The 16,542-nt window shown below is 59.5% G+C and carries 14 protein-coding genes and 1 pseudogene; 10 read left to right on the forward strand and 5 right to left on the reverse strand.

From position 1 onward, the window contains the following. Positions 1-25: 25 nt before the first annotated feature. Positions 26-1,204, reverse strand: a complete 1,179-nt coding sequence (locus ACEN8E_RS17700) for a M20 aminoacylase family protein (RefSeq protein WP_495589216.1) — start codon at positions 1,202-1,204, stop codon at positions 26-28. A 128-nt stretch (positions 1,205-1,332) separates the two neighbouring features. On the opposite strand from ACEN8E_RS17700, the gene ACEN8E_RS17705 reads away from it, so the two are divergent. After that, the gene (locus ACEN8E_RS17705; protein ID WP_495589217.1) at positions 1,333-2,286 is read left to right on the forward strand and encodes a LysR family transcriptional regulator; all 954 of its coding nucleotides are present in this window, start codon (positions 1,333-1,335) and stop codon (positions 2,284-2,286) included. An 838-nt stretch (positions 2,287-3,124) separates the two neighbouring features. Here ACEN8E_RS17705 and ACEN8E_RS17710 read toward each other — a convergent pair. Next, positions 3,125-3,301 (reverse strand): annotated as a pseudogene (locus tag ACEN8E_RS17710) (IS5/IS1182 family transposase); the annotation flags it as partial. Positions 3,302-3,663: 362 nt separating this feature from the next. Next, entirely contained in the window at positions 3,664-4,518 is an 855-nt protein-coding gene (locus tag ACEN8E_RS17715; protein WP_495593410.1) for a hypothetical protein, read from the reverse strand. Between the two features lie 123 nt (positions 4,519-4,641). Between ACEN8E_RS17715 and ACEN8E_RS17720 the strand changes: the two genes are divergently transcribed. Both ACEN8E_RS17720 and ACEN8E_RS17725 read left to right on the forward strand, forming a co-directional pair. After that, a complete protein-coding gene (locus ACEN8E_RS17720) occupies positions 4,642-6,132 on the forward strand; it encodes an aldehyde dehydrogenase family protein (protein ID WP_495589218.1) in 1,491 nt (496 codons plus the stop codon). Positions 6,133-6,224: 92 nt separating this feature from the next. After that, positions 6,225-6,497: a DUF4242 domain-containing protein gene (locus ACEN8E_RS17725; RefSeq protein WP_495589219.1), complete on the forward strand. Its 273-nt coding sequence runs from the start codon at positions 6,225-6,227 to the stop codon at positions 6,495-6,497. A gap of 55 nt (positions 6,498-6,552) precedes the next feature. On the opposite strand, the gene ACEN8E_RS17730 is transcribed toward ACEN8E_RS17725, so the two are convergent. Further along, the gene (locus tag ACEN8E_RS17730; RefSeq protein ID WP_495589220.1) at positions 6,553-8,454 is read right to left on the reverse strand and encodes a sigma-54-dependent Fis family transcriptional regulator; all 1,902 of its coding nucleotides are present in this window, start codon (positions 8,452-8,454) and stop codon (positions 6,553-6,555) included. Between the two features lie 256 nt (positions 8,455-8,710). Here ACEN8E_RS17730 and ACEN8E_RS17735 point away from each other — a divergent pair, with 256 nt between their 5' ends. The 7 genes from ACEN8E_RS17735 (at position 8,711) to pqqE (ending at position 15,331) form a co-directional block, all read left to right on the forward strand. Then, positions 8,711-9,643 (forward strand): transporter, encoded by a 933-nt coding sequence (locus tag ACEN8E_RS17735; protein ID WP_495589221.1) that lies wholly within the window; start codon positions 8,711-8,713, stop codon positions 9,641-9,643. 73 nt (positions 9,644-9,716) lie between these two features. Beyond that, positions 9,717-11,810 carry a PQQ-dependent dehydrogenase, methanol/ethanol family gene (locus tag ACEN8E_RS17740; protein WP_495593346.1) on the forward strand — a complete coding sequence of 698 codons (2,094 nt, stop codon included), beginning with the start codon at positions 9,717-9,719 and terminating at the stop codon, positions 11,808-11,810. Positions 11,811-11,923: 113 nt separating this feature from the next. Further along, positions 11,924-11,995 (forward strand): pyrroloquinoline quinone precursor peptide PqqA, encoded by a 72-nt coding sequence (gene pqqA, locus ACEN8E_RS17745; protein ID WP_008365141.1) that lies wholly within the window; start codon positions 11,924-11,926, stop codon positions 11,993-11,995. Positions 11,996-12,121: 126 nt separating this feature from the next. Next, positions 12,122-13,033, forward strand: coding sequence for a pyrroloquinoline quinone biosynthesis protein PqqB (pqqB, locus tag ACEN8E_RS17750; RefSeq protein WP_495589222.1), 912 nt, complete (start codon positions 12,122-12,124; stop codon positions 13,031-13,033). A 126-nt stretch (positions 13,034-13,159) separates the two neighbouring features. Beyond that, positions 13,160-13,912, forward strand: coding sequence for a pyrroloquinoline-quinone synthase PqqC (gene pqqC / locus ACEN8E_RS17755; RefSeq protein WP_495589223.1), 753 nt, complete (start codon positions 13,160-13,162; stop codon positions 13,910-13,912). Then, on the forward strand, positions 13,909-14,184 hold the full coding sequence (pqqD, locus tag ACEN8E_RS17760) for a pyrroloquinoline quinone biosynthesis peptide chaperone PqqD (RefSeq protein WP_495589224.1): 276 nt from the start codon (positions 13,909-13,911) through the stop codon (positions 14,182-14,184). Before pqqC ends, pqqD begins: the two co-directional genes overlap by 4 nt. Next, complete coding sequence (pqqE, locus tag ACEN8E_RS17765; protein ID WP_495589225.1) at positions 14,156-15,331, forward strand: pyrroloquinoline quinone biosynthesis protein PqqE; 1,176 nt, start codon at positions 14,156-14,158, stop codon at positions 15,329-15,331. The genes pqqD and pqqE overlap by 29 nt, the downstream gene beginning before the upstream one ends. A 101-nt stretch (positions 15,332-15,432) precedes the next feature. On the opposite strand, the gene ACEN8E_RS17770 is transcribed toward pqqE, so the two are convergent. Then, a complete protein-coding gene (locus tag ACEN8E_RS17770) occupies positions 15,433-16,383 on the reverse strand; it encodes a LysR family transcriptional regulator (RefSeq protein WP_495593347.1) in 951 nt (316 codons plus the stop codon). Positions 16,384-16,542: the final 159 nt, after the last annotated feature.

Raw genomic sequence — 16,542 nt, forward strand, 5'->3', positions numbered from 1 at the left:
ATCGGCAATAAGTGAGCTTTGCAGCTCAAGGATTCAACGGTAAAAATCTTTCAGTCAGTTTGACCCAGTACGTCGCTGCCAGCGGCAGGCAGTCATCGTTGAAGTCATAACCCGGGTTATGCACCATGCAGCCGCCCTCGCCCTCGCCATTACCAATAATCAGGTAACACCCGGGACACTTCTCCAGCAGGAAGGCAAAATCTTCACTGCCGGTCAGCGGCACCATATTCTCGATCAGACCTGCCTCCCCCAGCCATTCGCGCGCCACCTCACGTGCCAGTGCGGTCTCCTCGACATGGTTGATCAGCACCGGATAGCTGCGGGTGTACTCAACATCGGCGGTCGCTCCGAAGCTCTTGGCCTGGTGCTGCGCCAACTCGGTAATACGGCTTTGCAGCAGATCCCGCACCTGCGCACTGTGCGCTCGTACCGACAGGCGCATTTCGGCACTATCGGGAATGACATTGCTCGCCTTACCCGCATGGATAGAACCCACCGTGATAATGGCTGTGTCGAGCGGATGGACGTTACGCGACACCACGCTTTGCAGCGCCATCACGATAGAAGCACTGACCACCACAGGATCGATTGCCTTGTGCGGCATTGCACCATGACCACCCAAGGCGCGAACGTGAATGGTGACGTCGTCGGCCGAAGCCATGTAAGGACCGGCCAGAAAGCCGAACTTGCCCACTGGATAGCCTGGCATATTGTGTAACGCGAACACCGCGTCGCATGGAAACAGCTCAAACAAACCGTCTTTGAGCATTTCATGGGCGCCGCCACCATTTTCCTCGGCAGGCTGGAAAATCATGTGCAGCGTGCCCTTGAACGGTTTGTACTCAGCCAGGTATTTAGCCGCAGCAAGCAACGAGGCGGTATGACCGTCGTGGCCACAAGCATGCATTTTGCCTTCGAGCTTGCTCGCATAGGCAAGGCCGGTGGCCTCTTGAATGGGCAGCGCGTCCATATCGGCCCGCAGACCCAGGGCGCGGCCTTCGCCATTGCGAAGTGTGCCGACCACTCCGGTACCCCCCAGTCCGCGATGCACGGCATAGCCCCAGCGCTGCAGGCAATCGGCGATCAGGTCACTGGTCACGAACTCCTCGAAACTGAGTTCCGGATGCGCGTGAATACGGTGACGCAACTCAATCATCTCGTCCTGAATATCGCGGATACCGGCTAATACGGCGTCGTGCTGCATAATGGGGTTCCTGGTCGGTGTTGGGGGGTGGTTCCAAGCATAAGCAGGCACCTGCGGCCCAGGGAGACCCAAATTAGTTACACTGGCAACCATTGGTTGCCCCCTCGCCATTATTTCGAGCCCCCTTCATGAAAGTTCATTACCTTCAAGCCTTGGTTGCCGTAGCCGATACCGGCAGCATCCGCGCGGCGGCACGCCTGTTGGATCTTTCCCATGCGGCCGTGACCAAGTCGCTACGTGAGCTGGAAGCAACGGCCCAACTGCCACTGGTGATGCGAACCGCTCGAGGGATCGACTTCACCGAGACCGGCCGGATACTACTGGGGCATGCGCGGCTGGTCGTTGGCCAGATCGAACGGGCCAATACGCAGCTTGCACAACTACGCGGCGAAATAACGGGTCGGCTGTCCATTGCGGTCACGCCGTGGATCATGCTGACCTTTCTGACCAAGGCGGTGCAGCATTTTCGTGAACGCATGCCCGGCGTGCAGTTGGAAATCTTCGAGGGCTTGAGCGCTGTGGCGCTGCCACGCTTGCGCGAAGGTACACTCGATTTTGCCGTTGGACCGGTAACGCCGACCATGTCGCTACAAGAGTTCGACAGTACGCCGTTGATGACCTATGAAATGAGCGTCATCGCTCACCGCGACCACCCCTGCGCCAACGCGACCTCCCTGCACCAATTGCTGGATCAGGATTGGGTGGTGAATTACACACAGGCCAACTATGGCGCTTTCATGCAGGAGCTGTTCTGGCAACATGGCGCGCAGATTGACCGAGCGCGGTTGCACTGCGCCCACTCTACCTCGCTGCTATTCGAAATGGTGCGCCATGGGGGCATGCTCACCCATTGCCCAAGCGTGATGATGGCCACCGAATCGATGCAAGGCTGGGTAACTGCGTTACCGCTGCAAGAGCGGTTCGAAAGCAGCCAACTTGGCGTCATCACCCGTCGCAACGCCGTGCTTAGTACGGCGGCGCAATGCTTCAAGGACTGCTTGCTGATGGAAATCAAGCGGCGCGCCCGCTCGGCGGCGGTGGCGGACCGGGCATTGTTTGATGTGCTTACTTTGTCGTTTTGAAGAAGGCCAACACGGCCCCTGTTTGAACGCCTGACCCGCTGCCAAGGTAACCCCGGTATAAAGACCGGTATGGGGCGGTTGCAGCCCTTCGCGACAGGCTGCAATCGGCCAGGAACGGACGTTTAGTAACAAAAATAAATCTGCCCCCTTTTCACTGCAGGATGCTATGCATTTGACGCCTGACGTTTAAATTAAGGGGCTGCGGCACGCGGTCCCAGTGAGCGAAGCGAACGACTTGGATGCCGCGTTAGGTGCCCGGAGTATCATAGGTCTCCGGTTCGTGCTCAACTTCGTCCTTGAGCGCGCGAGGACTTCATCGCTATCCAGCGTAGCGCCAGCCGCATTAAACTGGCAATCCGCCGCGAAAATCACTTCCACCTCATTAACACCATTAGCCAGCAACAAACCTTAGATACATTAGAACAAGAAAAGCAAACTCAATCAAAACCAGAGTAGCCAGGACTTTATTAATTACATCCAATATCGACCCCACATCTTCCCCCAGCACCTTTCTACGCTCGACAACCAAATGCACCACAAGTGCCAGAGAAGGAAAAAAGCCAGCCAAGAACAATAAAAAATCCGTCATTAGCTACACCCCTCTATCGCACTTTATAATTTTTATCACCGTACTGCGCTAGTAAAACCAGGAAACAGTCGATCATCTAGTGCTTTTCCCTCTACACTTCTGCCCTCTCTGCCCTCTCTGCCCTCTCTGCCCTCTCTGCCCTCTCTGGAAACAGTGCTTCTACTTCACCTTCAAGCACAACAATTAAACTCCCAATGTGCATTCAGAAAGGATTCCATCTTCCCCCACATCTGTCTATCGCTTGGTGTGCGCGGGGAAGGAAGCAGGTCGGCCAGTATCGACTGGAATGGCACCTTCAAATCCTCGTGTGACCTGGTCGAGTTCGTCGACTACGCGCACTGGATTGGTATCGCTCACGTAGTTGTCGAGGCTCTCGGGAAGTAAGGTGCCCTGGCCTCGATGTTTACCTTGGATGAAGCGCTTCATGGGCAATCCCTGCGATGTAATCCTTAGAAATCATAGCAAGGGTTCGCGGAGGCGTTCTTGCACACTCTGGGTCGTTTGCTGCCCGTCGCGAAAGGCAGAAACGCCCGCTGAACGATTTAGCCAATCCGTTGCATCGACCGGTTGAATCCACAGCCAAAAGCAGAAGGTGGGCGGAGCGATCAGCAAATGAGCAGCTATGCCTGGATGGTTGTCGGAACTGATCAGCGTACTGCCGCCCCTTAGCTTAATTGTTAGATATCCTATGCCAGAATCAAACCACGTTAATAATTGGCGCCGAACTCTCTGGAGTACTTAGGTATGACATGAGACTGGAAGTAGAATTTAATATTTTCTGAACCACTTTAACTCTGCCTTGCCTTCTTTAAAAAGAAAGCAGAGACGCAAAGCGCAAAAAAACCAACGACACCGGATATCCAAAAATTAATTCTCTTACCGCTAGCCAGCCTCTCCTCGGACATCGCCCTACTGATAATTTCTTTCCCTTCCACCACCAGCACGACCAGTTTCCGCTGCTCTATTGCAGGAAAGATTTTTTGGTCATACCAGAGCACACTCGCATTCCGGCCCAACAACTCAGAACTTTCTTGCTTCGTGATACATGTCGAAAACCCTCTCAAACTCGAAGCACAGGTGAACGAATACACATCCTTTCCATTGGTAATTTTCGTCACAACCTTACCTCCAACCCTTTCCTCTGAAAGTACACCTGAGGACTCATTCAGCTTATTTGGAATCTCTGCCGAGGACTGATACCACAACATAACAACCACAAATCCGAAATAACCAACAGCACTATTTATCGCAAATTTTTTATAGGTATCCTTAGAAAGACTTGATGTATTAGCACCCATTCTTTTCTCCGCCACCAAAAGTAAGAACGTTTCGACTTTCACCGTGACTGGCTGTCCGGCATGTACAAATCCGATGTTTTTTTCCAGCATAGCTTCAATTTCAACCGGTGATCTTTGGGCACGATCACCATCAACGGTTAAGCCGCTGTCACTACGCCCCCGACTGCCCGACTTGTATCGGTTGCTGCCCTTCGTGACAGTCAGCAATCGGCCAATCGCAATCATCGGGTTTGGATGACTTGCACCGCAGTTATCAAGGTCTTTGCCCTGATCTGATCGTATCCGGCTTCCCTTGTGACTGCCCCGTTCCGAGACAGTTGTACGGGTTCGATACAACTCCCCCATGTCCGCAACTGTCTGGTTTGCCTGCCGACAACGCCGCGGCCAGTGCCCGCGGCATTTTCCTGTGGCTGGCACATGCGTTGCTCCAGGGTCACGCACAAGACCCACAACAACGAGGCCTCACCCATGGAATCTGTACCGCTGCATCACAAGACCGTCGAATTCCTTTCCAGGCAACCGCGCATGTTGATCGGCACCGAATGGGTGTTCGCTTCCGGCGGCGCAACCATGGCCGTGCGCAATCCGGCTACTGCCAACCTCTTGCTGGAAGTGCCATCCGCTGACCATGTCGATGTGGATCGCGCCGTACAAGCCGCGCGCCGTGCCTTCGACGACTCCGTCTGGAGTCGCATGCGCCCGCGCGAGCGGCAAAATCTGCTGTGGCGCCTGGCCGATCTCATCGAGCGCGATGCGCAGGTGATCGCCGAGCTTGAATGTCTGAACAATGGCAAGAGCGTGCAGATGGCGCGCCTGGTGGACGTTCAGTTGTCCATCGACTTCCTGCGCTACATGGCTGGCTGGGCGACCAAGATTTCGGGCAGCACCGTGGATCCGTCGCTGCCGCTGATGCCGGATTCCGATTTCCACGCTTTCATCCGTCGTGAGGCGGTCGGTGTGGTCGGGGCCATCGTTGCCTGGAACTTTCCCTTCATGCTGGCGTGCTGGAAACTTGGCCCCGCCCTGGCCACGGGTTGCAGCCTGGTACTCAAGCCTGCCGACGAGACACCGGTCAGTGCACTCAAGCTGGCCGAACTGGTGCTGGAGGCCGGTTATCCCGCCGGCGTGTTCAACGTGGTCACGGGGACCGGACTCAATGCCGGCGCTGCCCTTACCCGTCACCCCGGCGTGGACAAGCTCACGTTCACCGGCTCCACCGAAGTGGGCAAGCAGATCGGCAAGACGGCCATGGACAACATGACCCGCGTCACCCTGGAACTGGGCGGCAAGTCCCCCACCATCGTCCTCGCCGATGCCGACCTGCAGCAGGCCGCCACCGGCGCTGCCAATGCCATCTTCTTCAATCAGGGCCAGGTGTGCTGCGCAGGTTCGCGACTTTATGTACAGCGCAAGCATTTCGACCGGGTGGTGGGTGACATCGTCGAGGTCGCCAATGGCATGAAGCTGGGCAATGGCCTCGACCCCAGCGTGGACATGGGCCCGCTTATTTCCGCCAAGCAACAGGACCGGGTGCACCACTACATCGAAATGGGCCGCGAGCTGGGCGCCACTGTTGCCTGCGGCGGCGAGAAATCAGGCCCCGGCTACTTCGTCCAACCCACGGTGATCGTGGATGTCGACCAGAAGCATCGCCTGGTCCAGGAGGAAATCTTCGGTCCTGTGCTGGTGGCCATGCCCTTCGACGACATCGACGAGGTGGTGCGGTTGGCCAACGACAATCCCTATGGGCTGGGGGCGAGTATCTGGTCCAACGATTTGGGGGCGGTGCATCGCATGATCCCGCGCATCAAGTCGGGCTCGGTGTGGGTCAACTGCCACAGCGCCCTCGACCCGGTACTGCCCTTTGGCGGCCACAAGCTTTCCGGCGTCGGCCGCGAAATGGGCGCGGCGGCCATCGAGCACTACACCGAACTGAAAACCGTCATGATCAAACTCTGAATCCCGCTTTCAGGTCGGGGCCGTCTCACGCGGCCTCGGCCTGCTTTTTATTCCGGGCGGCTCGCCCTTCACTGCTTTTCGAGGAAACCACTATGCCGAAATATGTCATCGAACGAGAAATCCCGGGAGCCGGAAAACTCTCGGCGCAAGAACTCCGGGCGATCTCGCAAAAGTCGTGTGCCGTGCTTGGCTCCCTGGGGCCACAGATTCAATGGCTGCACAGTTACGTGACGGACGACAAGGTCTACTGCCTGTACATCGCACCGAACGAGCAACAGGTTCGCGAACACGCCGCACAGGGCGGTTTCCCGGCCAACCGCGTGTCCGAAGTGGTTGAAATCATCGATCCGACCACCGCCGAATAGACCGTCTGCCTGGACAAGGCTGGCGCCCCGTCGGAGCGCAGCCTTGCCCACAGCGTCAACTTTGCTCCATGCCTTTGAGCTTGCGGTACAGCGTCGCCCGGCCGATACCCAGGCTGCGTGCTGTCGCCGAGAGATTGCCGCCGTTGGCTTCCACCGCCGCCTTGATGGCGCGCAGTTCGGTGGCGTGCAAGGTCGTCCGCTCCTGAGGTTGCGGTGTGCCAGGATCCACTGCGGTCTGCGCGGCACAGGTTTCCAGGACTTCGTCCGGCAGGTGCTGCAAACCGATTTCCCCTTCATTTTCTGCCAGGGCGGCTGCCAGACGCAGGGTTTGGTAAAGCTGTCGGATATTGCCTGGCCAGCGGTAGGCCAACAGCGCCTGCAACGCCTGGCTGTTGAGCTGAACCGGCCGGTGTGCGGAGGTTTCAGCGCGCAGCAGATGGTCGATCAGCGCTTGAAGGTCACTGCGTTCACGCAGGGCCGGCAGGGACACACGCAGGCCATTGATGCGGTAGTACAGATCCTCGCGAAAGCCCCCGTTGTCCGTGAGTTGCTTGAGGTCGCGGTGGGTGGCACAGATCAGCGCGCAATCGACCTTGATCACCTGGCTGCTGCCAAGACGGGTCAGGCTGCGCTCTTGCAAAACACGCAGCAGCCGCCCCTGAAGCTCCAGGGGCATGTCGCCTATCTCGTCGAGAAACAGTGTGCCCTTGTGGGCCTCTTCGATCTTCCCGCTGGCGCCCCCTTTGCGGCTACCGGTAAAGGCACCTTCAACGTGACCGAACAGTTCAGATTCGATGAGGCTGGCCGGGATCGATGAGCAATTGATCGCGACGAAGGCTTCGCCGGCGCGGTCGCTGCCTTCGTGCAACAGTCGGGCGAAGACCTCCTTGCCCGTGCCGGTTTCGCCGTTGACCAGCACCGGGATGTCGTGGGCAAAGGCCTTGCGTGCGCGGTCAAGGGCACCCTGCAAGGCAGGATCCTCCAGACAGGGCCTGGATTGCGGCGCTGGAGGCTGTTCGGCGACGATGGCTGGCAGGAACTTCGCAGCCTCGCGCCGCGCCGGTTTCTGGCCAGGTGTCATGGTGATGCAAGCGTGCAGCTCGCCGCTATGGTGGCTGCGCAGACGCAGCGGTGCGCTGAGGTCGTGACGTCGGTAGCAGGCGGCATGGATGAAGGGCATGTCGAACAGCTCGGAGAAATCCAGGTCGATCTGGATTTCTCCGAGCTTCAGCAATTGACCGGCGATGCGGTTGGCGCACTGTAGCTTGCCGGCCGAATTGAAAGCCAGCAGCCCCTCCATGGGCGTTCCAAGGATGTCCAGGCGGTGGTGCACATGCACCAGCAGCACCTCCCCGAGCTGGGCGAACATGCGGTTTTCTATGGCCCGGGCGGCAAACACCAGGGACTCCAGGGTGTAGATCGAAGGCGCCCCCTGTTTACTGCTCGCATCCAGGACACCGACGATGCTGCCGTTCAGACCGAAGATCGGCGTGGCCAGGCAGGAAAACTGGCGTGCCTCTTCCAGATAGTGTTCCTCGCCGACGAAAAAAACCGAATCGCATTCGGTCAGCACGCAACTGGGTGCGGTAGTACCGACATTCTGCTCGGAAATCTGTGCGCCAACGCGAAAGACCTGGTTCAACTCACGATTCTCTGCGTTGCGTCGGCCCAGGCTGCTGATGACCACGCCTTCCAGATCAAGACACGCCAGCACCCAATCCTTGGGCGACAGGGCCGCGTGCAGTTGTTCCATTTCCGGAGTGGCACAGCTCAATAACAGGCGATTGCTTTCAGCGATCTGCGAACTGCTGGCGACGACCGGCGCTTCGAAAAGCAGGTTGTCGCGATGACATATTCCGTAGTTCCACGAACGCTGCCATGAGCGTTCGACCACTTGGGAATCGACGAATCGTTTGCGCGAAGGAGGCGTCTCAGAGGGGGGACTGATTTTGCGCATGGCAGGCATCTCGCAGGCAGGTGTCTCGAACTGGGCCGACCTGACCCCAAGCCACTGTCTCAGTTTGAGCCAGCGATACAGCGGGACAACCCCCGCGCTTGCTTCGATCACTTTTAATGTTATTCATATTATTGATTTATATGAAGTTTTTCACTAAACAGAAAAACTGGCACAGGCCCTGCTCAATGACATCACCAAGCCGGACATCCCCTCCGGCCTGGCGTTAATCATAAACAAAAACAATAAAGGTGATGTCATGAAAATGAGCACAGGGCCGGCTCGCGCCAACCCGGGCCGGTTATCGCGCGAGCTTCTTCAAGCGCATCTGTTGCACGCTTCGCTGTTTAGCCTGATGGCCGGTTTTTCCTGCGGCGCCCTGGCCCTGGACGTCGATGCCGGCGATTACACCGCACTTCCCAAGGACACCAACCTGGGCCTGCTTTATTACCAACATGCCGAACGCAATGCGCTCTATGCCGATGGCCACAAGGTGCCGATCCATGCAGGGCTGGATTCGGATATCGGTATCCTGCGTGGCGTGCATTTCATGCAGTTGGGCGATTACATCGTCGATCCGCAGTTTCTCCTGCCATTCGGCAACCTGCGGGCCAGGGACGACCTGAAGGACCTGGGCAGCGACAGCGGCATCGGCGACCTGATCCTTGCCGCTACCGTCTGGCTGGTGAATGAACCTGAAAAACGCCGCTACTTCGGCATCACCCCTTTTCTCTTCGTGCCCACCGGCAGCTACGACAAACACGACGCGATCAACCTGGGCGAGAACCGCTGGAAGTTCACGTTGCAGAGTGGCTACATCACCGGGCTGACCGAAAAGCTGACCCTCGATCTGGTGGGCGATGTCACGTTCTTCGGCCACAACAATGACTACGGCAGCGCAGGCGTTACCCAAAAGCAGGATCCGCTCTACCAGGGCCAGGCTTTTCTGCGCTACAACTTTACCGAGCGCTTCGATGTACGTGCCGGCGTATCGAAACTCTGGGGTGGCGAAAGCGAAATCGCCGGGCTGGACATGGACGATAAACCCGGCACCAGCAAATATACCGTGGGCACTTCCTACTTCGTCACGCCGAGCACCCAGCTGATGGTCAATTACGGCCAGGACATGTCCGTGGACAATGGCTTCAAAGAGGAAAGGCGAATCAATCTACGCCTCCTGCAACTGTTCTAGCTTTCACGCGTTCGCGCGCACAGCACGCAAAACGATCTACCTACAACAAGCACAACAGGACTCTTGCGTAATGATCAAGACGCAGTCAGCACCTCTGAAAATCGCCGCCCTGACCCTGGCCCTGCTCGCCCCGATGGTCGGCGCCACCCCAGTCGATCAAGCCGCCATCGTCGCCAGCGAGAACGACGGCAGCCAGTGGCTCAGCCACGGTCGAACCTATTCCGAACAGCGCTTCAGCCCCCTCAAGCAGATCACCGAACAGAACGCCGACCAACTGGGCCTGGCCTGGCATCTGGACCTCGATAACCACCGGGGCCTGGAAGCGACGCCGCTATTCTCGGACGGCGTGCTTTATGCGTCGCTGTCCTGGAGCCGTGCCATCGCCATCGACGTCAAGACCGGCAAACAGCTATGGACCTTCGACCCGCAGATTGATCGCGGCAAAGCCCGCGATGCCTGCTGCGATGCCGTCAACCGCGGTGTCGCACTGTGGAATGGCAAAGTCTATATCGGCACCCTCGACGGCCGTCTCATCGCCCTTGATGCCAAGACCGGTCAACAGGTGTGGAGCCAGCAGACAACCGACAACAGCCTGCCCTACACCATTACCGGTGCGCCACGGGTGGTCAAAGGCAAGGTGATCATTGGCAACGGCGGCGCCGAATACGGCGTACGCGGCTACTTTTCTGCCTACGACGCCGAAAGCGGAAAAATGGAATGGCGCTTCTACACCGTGCCAGGCGATCCGAACAAACCCTACGAGCACCCGGAGCTGGCCGAGGCAGCCAAGACCTGGACCGGTGACCAGTACTGGAAACTTGGCGGTGGCGGCACCGTGTGGGACAGCATGGCCTACGATCCGCAACTCGACCTGCTCTACATCGGCACCGGCAATGGTTCACCGTGGAACCGCAACATTCGCAGCCCGCGTGGCGGCGACAATCTCTACCTGTCATCGATTCTGGCCATCCACCCGGACAGTGGCCGCCTGGCTTGGCACTATCAAGTGACCCCGGGTGATTCGTGGGACTTCACAGCGACCCAACAGCTCACCCTGGCCGAGCTGGAGATCGCCGGCAAACAGCGCAAAGTGATCATGCAGGCACCGAAGAACGGTTTCTTCTATGTGCTGGATCGCGAAACCGGCCAACTGCTCTCCGCGGAAAAATTCGGCAAGGTGACGTGGGCCGAGAAGATCGATATGGCGACCGGCAAACCCGTGGAAACACCCGGTGTGCGCTACAAGGACAAGCCCATTGTGATGTGGCCGAGTCCGTTCGGCGCACACGGATGGCACTCGATGTCGTTCAACCCGCAGACCGGTCTGGTGTACATCCCTTACCAGGAAATTCCAGGCGTCTACCGCAACGAAGCCAAGGACTTCATCAAACGCAAGGGATTCAACACCGGCGCCGGGTTTTCCGACGCCACTGAAATCCCCCGCGAGGCAGTGTCCGGTGCATTACTGGCCTGGGACCCGGTGAAGCAAAAAGAAGTCTGGCGCGCGCCCTACCCGCACTACTGGAACGGCGGCACCCTGAGCACCGCGGGTAACCTGGTGTTCCAGGGAACGGCAGACGGCAACCTCATCGCTTACTCTGCGGACAAAGGCAAGAAGCTGTGGTCCTTCGGCGCCCAGACCGGCATCGTCGCGGCCCCCATCAGTTATCGCTTCGAAGGTGAGCAGTACATTGCCGTGATGGCGGGTTGGGGCGGTGTCGCGCCCCTGATCGGCGGTGATGCCGCGAATGCCCCGGGGGTGGGCAACGTCAGTCGCCTGCTGGTGTTCAAACTCGGTGGCAAGGACTCATTGCCGCCACTGTCGGAAAAAGCGCAAGTCGTGACCCGCATACCGAAGCCGGTCGAGGCATCCACCACAGACCTCGCCGCGGGCCAACAGCTGTTTGGCTCCTACTGTTCTGTCTGCCACGGCGTGGGCGCCGTCAGCGGCGGGTTGATTCCCGACCTGCGCAAGTCCGACGAGGCGCGGCGTAGCCTGTTCCGGCAGATCGTCCTTGATGGCGTGTTGAAGCCTTTGGGCATGCCTGCTTTCAAAGACACGCTGGAGCCCGCCGATGTCGAGAAAATCAAGCAATACGTGATGAGCCGCGAATACGCGGACTACCTCAAGGCGCAACAGCCGGCCACGGCCAAAGCCACGCCATGACCGCACTTGGGTAACGCGATGGCGGTGAGCCGGCGTGACCGGACTCGCCGTCGAGCAAGGATGCGCAACAGCTTTTTGAGATGAACCATCCAACAATAGTGAGGAATTCGATCATGTGGACCAAACCTGCCTACACCGACCTGCGTATCGGCTTTGAAGTCACCATGTACTTCGCCAGCCGCTGACCCGCAAGCGTGGTGCTGTGCGCGACTCCACTCCACCAGCATGGCACCACGTCAATTTGGCCCCGGTGCGCCGGGGCACTTTTTTGCGCAGTCGCGCCCTGACGCGATTGTTTGTCGGATCAAATCATGTATATCCAGATTCTAGGTTCCGCCGCCGGCGGCGGTTTCCCCCAGTGGAACTGCAACTGCGTGAACTGCGCAGGCTTTCGCGACGGCAGCCTGCGGGCCCAGGCGCGGACGCAATCGTCCATCGCGATTTCCGATGACGGCGTGAACTGGGTGCTGTGCAACACCTCCCCGGACATCCGCGCCCAACTCCAGGGCTTCGCCCCGATGCAGCCGGGCCGGGCCCTGCGCGATACCGGGATCGGCGCGATCATCCTGATGGACAGCCAGATCGACCACACCACCGGCCTGCTCATGCTGCGTGAGGGGTGCCCGCACCAGGTCTGGTGCACCGACATGGTCCACGAAGACCTGAGCAGCGGTTTTCCACTGTTCACCATGCTGACGCACTGGAACGGCGGGCTGAACTGGAACCGCATCGAACTCGATCAAAGCTTCACCGTCCCCGTCTGCCCGAACCTGCGCTTCACCCCGCTGCCTCTGCGCAGCGCCGCGCCACCGTACTCGCCGCACCGCTTCGACCCGCATCCGGGCGACAACATCGGCCTGATCGTCGAAGACCGGGGCACCGGCGGCAAGCTGTTCTATGCGCCGGGGCTGGGCAAGGTCGATGCACCGCTGCTGGAGATCATGGCCGGCAGCGATTGCCTGTTGGTCGACGGCACCTTGTGGGATGACGATGAAATGCAGCGGCGTGGCGTCGGCACCCGCACCGGCCGGGAGATGGGCCATCTGGCGCAAAACGGCCCCGGCGGCATGCTCGAAGTGCTCGAGCAACTGCCGGAACAGCGCAAGGTGCTTATCCACATCAACAACACCAACCCGATTCTCGATGAGGATTCGCCGCAGCGCGCGGAGCTGGAGCGGCGCCAGGTTGAAGTGGCGTATGACGGCATGAGTATTGTGCTGTAGCGGATACCCCCTTCGCGAGCAGGCTCGCTCCCACAGTTGACCGCGTAACTCTGTGGGAGCGAGCCTGCTCGCGAAGGCGTCCACCCAGACACCCAGGATTCCACCGGTTGCACCCGGAGAAAAGCAATGACCGACACCCCGCTGTCCCCCGCCGAATTCGAAGCGGCCCTGCGCGCCAAGGGCGCCTATTACCACATCCATCACCCCTATCACGTGGCGATGTACCAAGGCCGGGCGAGCCGTGAACAGATTCAGGGCTGGGTCGCCAACCGTTTCTACTACCAGGTGAACATCCCCCTGAAGGACGCGGCCATTCTGGCCAATTGCCCGGACCGCGAGATTCGCCGCGAGTGGATTCAGCGCCTGCTCGACCACGACGGTGCGCCCGGTGAAGACGGCGGCATCGAAGCCTGGCTGCACCTGGGCCAGGCCGTGGGCCTCGACCCGGACCAGTTGCGCTCCCAGGAGCTGGTGCTGCCTGGCGTGCGCTTCGCCGTGGACGCCTACGTCAACTTCGCGCGCCGCGCCCGTTGGCAGGAGGCCGCCAGCAGCTCGCTGACCGAACTGTTCGCCCCGCAGATCCACCAGTCGCGCCTGGACAGTTGGCCACAGCATTACCCGTGGATCGATCCGGCCGGCTACGAATATTTCCGCACGCGCCTGGGCCAGGCACGGCGGGATGTCGAGCACGGTCTGGCGATCACCCTGCAGCACTACACGACCCGCGAAGGCCAGGAGCGCATGCTGGACATTCTCCAGTTCAAACTGGACATTCTTTGGAGCATGCTCGATGCCATGAGCATGGCCTACGAACTGAAACGCCCGCCGTATCACAGCGTGACCGGGGAACGGGTCTGGCACAAAGGAATCACCGTATGAGTTTCGATCGCAGCAAGACCCCGACCTGGCGCCCCGGCTACCGCTTCCAGTACGAGCCGGCGCAACAAGGCCACGTGCTGCTGTACCCGGAAGGCATGATCAAGCTCAACGCAAGTGCCGCGCTGATCGGTGGCTTGATTGACGGACAACGGGATGTCGCGGCGATCATCGCCGAACTCGACCAGCAGTTCCCTGGCGTGCCCGAACAGGGTGACGACATCGAGCAATTCATGGAGGTGGCCCGTGCGCAGCACTGGATCGAACTTGCCTGAGGCATCGGTGCAGGTGCCGCCCACACCGGAAGTCGGCCTGCCGCTGTGGCTGCTGGCCGAGCTGACCTATCGTTGCCCGCTGCAATGCCCCTACTGTTCCAATCCGCTGGATTTCGCCGAGCAAGGCCAGGAGCTGAGCACCGCACAGTGGATCAAGGTGTTCCGCGAGGCGCGGGAAATGGGTGCGGCGCAACTGGGCTTTTCCGGCGGCGAACCATTGGTGCGCCAGGACCTCGCCGAGCTGATTGCCGAAGCCCGCCAGCTGGGTTTCTACACCAACCTGATCACCTCCGGCATCGGCCTGACCGAGCAGAAAATCAGCGACTTCAAGCAGGCCGGCCTCGATCACATCCAGATCAGTTTCCAGGCCAGCGACGAGCAGGTGAACAATCTGCTGGCCGGGTCGAAAAAGGCCTTTGCGCAGAAACTGGCAATGGCCCGGGCGGTGAAGGCCCACGGTTATCCGATGGTGCTGAACTTCGTCACCCATCGGCACAACATCGACCAGATCGACCGCATCATCGAGCTGTGCATCGCCCTGGAAGCGGACTTTGTCGAGCTCGCCACGTGCCAGTTCTACGGCTGGGCGCAGCTCAATCGCGTCGGGCTGTTGCCGACCCAGGCACAGCTGGTGCGTGCCGAGCGCATCACCAATGAATACCGCGCCAGACTGCAAGCCGAAGGGCATCCGTGCAAGCTGATATTCGTCACCCCGGACTATTACGAAGAACGCCCGAAAGCCTGCATGAATGGCTGGGGCAGTATTTTTCTGACGGTCACGCCCGACGGCACCGCCCTGCCCTGTCACGGGGCCCGACAGCTGCCGGTACAGTTTCCCAACGTGCGCGAGCACAGCATGCAACACATCTGGTACGACTCGTTCGGCTTCAACCGCTTTCGCGGTTATGACTGGATGCCCGAGCCGTGCCGCTCCTGTGACGAGAAAGAGCAAGACTTCGGCGGCTGCCGCTGCCAGGCGTTCATGCTCACCGGCGACGCCAGCCACGCCGACCCGGTGTGCAGCAAGTCGCCCCAACACGGCGTGATCCTCAAGGCTCGCGAAGAAGCCGAACACGCGACCCAGACCATCGACCAACTGGCCTTTCGCAATGAACGAAATTCACGGCTGATCGTCAAGGTCGGTTAATGCATGAATCCAGGCTCACCGTGGCCACGTCAATGAGCCCTCATCGGCGGCCGCAAGCGCCGCCGGGTGCGTGCTGGTTAGCCGCGGACCAACGTTGCAACTCAGGGCGACGGCAGGTAGGCCATCACGCGCGACTCGCCCATCAGCAGGGGATGATTGAGCTCCGCGCAGGCGCGCAGATAGTCGGCTACCAGGGTGATCCGCTTGAGCTTGCGCAGATCCTCGCTGTAGTACATCCAGAACTGTCGAGTGACCTCGACCTCATCCGGCAGCACTTCACACAAGCGCGGGTCGGGACCTGCGAGGAAGCAGGGCAAAATGGCCAGCGCGCGCCCTTCCAGCGCCGCATGGTACTGGGACACTACGCTGGTGCTGCGCAGGCGGCTTTGCGCGCCGGGCAGCAGGTCGTTCAGGTAGAGCAGCTTGAAGCTGAAGGCCAGATCCTCGACATAGGTCACGAACGGGTGACTCGCCAGGTCCTCGCTGCTGGTAATCGGCGGATGATTGGCCAGGTACGCCGGTGTCGCATACAGGCGCAAGCGGTAGTCGCACAGACGCGAGCACACGTAGGGACCACGCTCGGGCCGCTCCAGGGTGATGGCAATGTCCGCCTCGCGCCGCGACAGGTTGACGAAGTGCGGGACCGGCAGGATGTCCACTGAGATATTCGGATAGTGAATGATGAAGTGGCTCATCTGCGTGGTGATGAAGCAGGAGCCAAACGCTTCGGTACAGCCGATGCGCAGGTGCCCGGCGAGCCCGCCGGTGGTTCCGGAAACCTGCTCGCAGGCTGCCAGCAACGTGCTCTCCAACGTTTCGGCGTGGCTGATCAGGTGCTGCCCCTCGACCGTCAGGACGAAGCCCGCCGTTCGGGATTTCTCGAACAACAAAGCGCCCAGGCTTTGCTCGAGGGCGCGGATGCGCCGCGACACCGTGGTGTAGTCCACCCCCAGGCGGCGTGCGGCACCACTGGCGGTGCGGGCACGGGCGACTTCGAGGAAGAAGCGCATATCGTCCCAATTCACCTGACTGTGCGTTGTGCGTTTTTGCATATTCATTAGGCTTTTCTGCCAATACATATTGGAAATTTGCAACCATATACTCGCATTCAGCCTGGTTTGAACAGCACCGTTTGCCAGCCAGCAAGGTCCCCAACCCAAACAGGACTGACAGCATGAATGCAGGGCGCAATGTTGGCTTTCAAACTGAAA

The sequence above is a fragment of the Pseudomonas sp. Pseusp9 genome, assembly GCF_059491265.1.

Excerpts from the sequence above, each read along its gene's own strand:
- ACEN8E_RS17700 (WP_495589216.1), bottom strand. The coding sequence starts at position 1,204 with ATGCAGCACGACGCCGTATTAGCCGGTATCCGCGATATTCAGGACGAG.
- ACEN8E_RS17705 (WP_495589217.1), top strand. The coding sequence starts at position 1,333 with ATGAAAGTTCATTACCTTCAAGCCTTGGTTGCCGTAGCCGATACCGGC.
- ACEN8E_RS17715 (WP_495593410.1), bottom strand. The coding sequence starts at position 4,518 with ATGGGGGAGTTGTATCGAACCCGTACAACTGTCTCGGAACGGGGCAGT.
- ACEN8E_RS17720 (WP_495589218.1), top strand. The coding sequence starts at position 4,642 with ATGGAATCTGTACCGCTGCATCACAAGACCGTCGAATTCCTTTCCAGG.
- ACEN8E_RS17725 (WP_495589219.1), top strand. The coding sequence starts at position 6,225 with ATGCCGAAATATGTCATCGAACGAGAAATCCCGGGAGCCGGAAAACTC.
- ACEN8E_RS17730 (WP_495589220.1), bottom strand. The coding sequence starts at position 8,454 with ATGCGCAAAATCAGTCCCCCCTCTGAGACGCCTCCTTCGCGCAAACGA.
- ACEN8E_RS17735 (WP_495589221.1), top strand. The coding sequence starts at position 8,711 with ATGAAAATGAGCACAGGGCCGGCTCGCGCCAACCCGGGCCGGTTATCG.
- pqqB (WP_495589222.1), top strand. The coding sequence starts at position 12,122 with ATGTATATCCAGATTCTAGGTTCCGCCGCCGGCGGCGGTTTCCCCCAG.
- pqqC (WP_495589223.1), top strand. The coding sequence starts at position 13,160 with ATGACCGACACCCCGCTGTCCCCCGCCGAATTCGAAGCGGCCCTGCGC.
- pqqD (WP_495589224.1), top strand. The coding sequence starts at position 13,909 with ATGAGTTTCGATCGCAGCAAGACCCCGACCTGGCGCCCCGGCTACCGC.
- ACEN8E_RS17770 (WP_495593347.1), bottom strand. The coding sequence starts at position 16,383 with ATGCAAAAACGCACAACGCACAGTCAGGTGAATTGGGACGATATGCGC.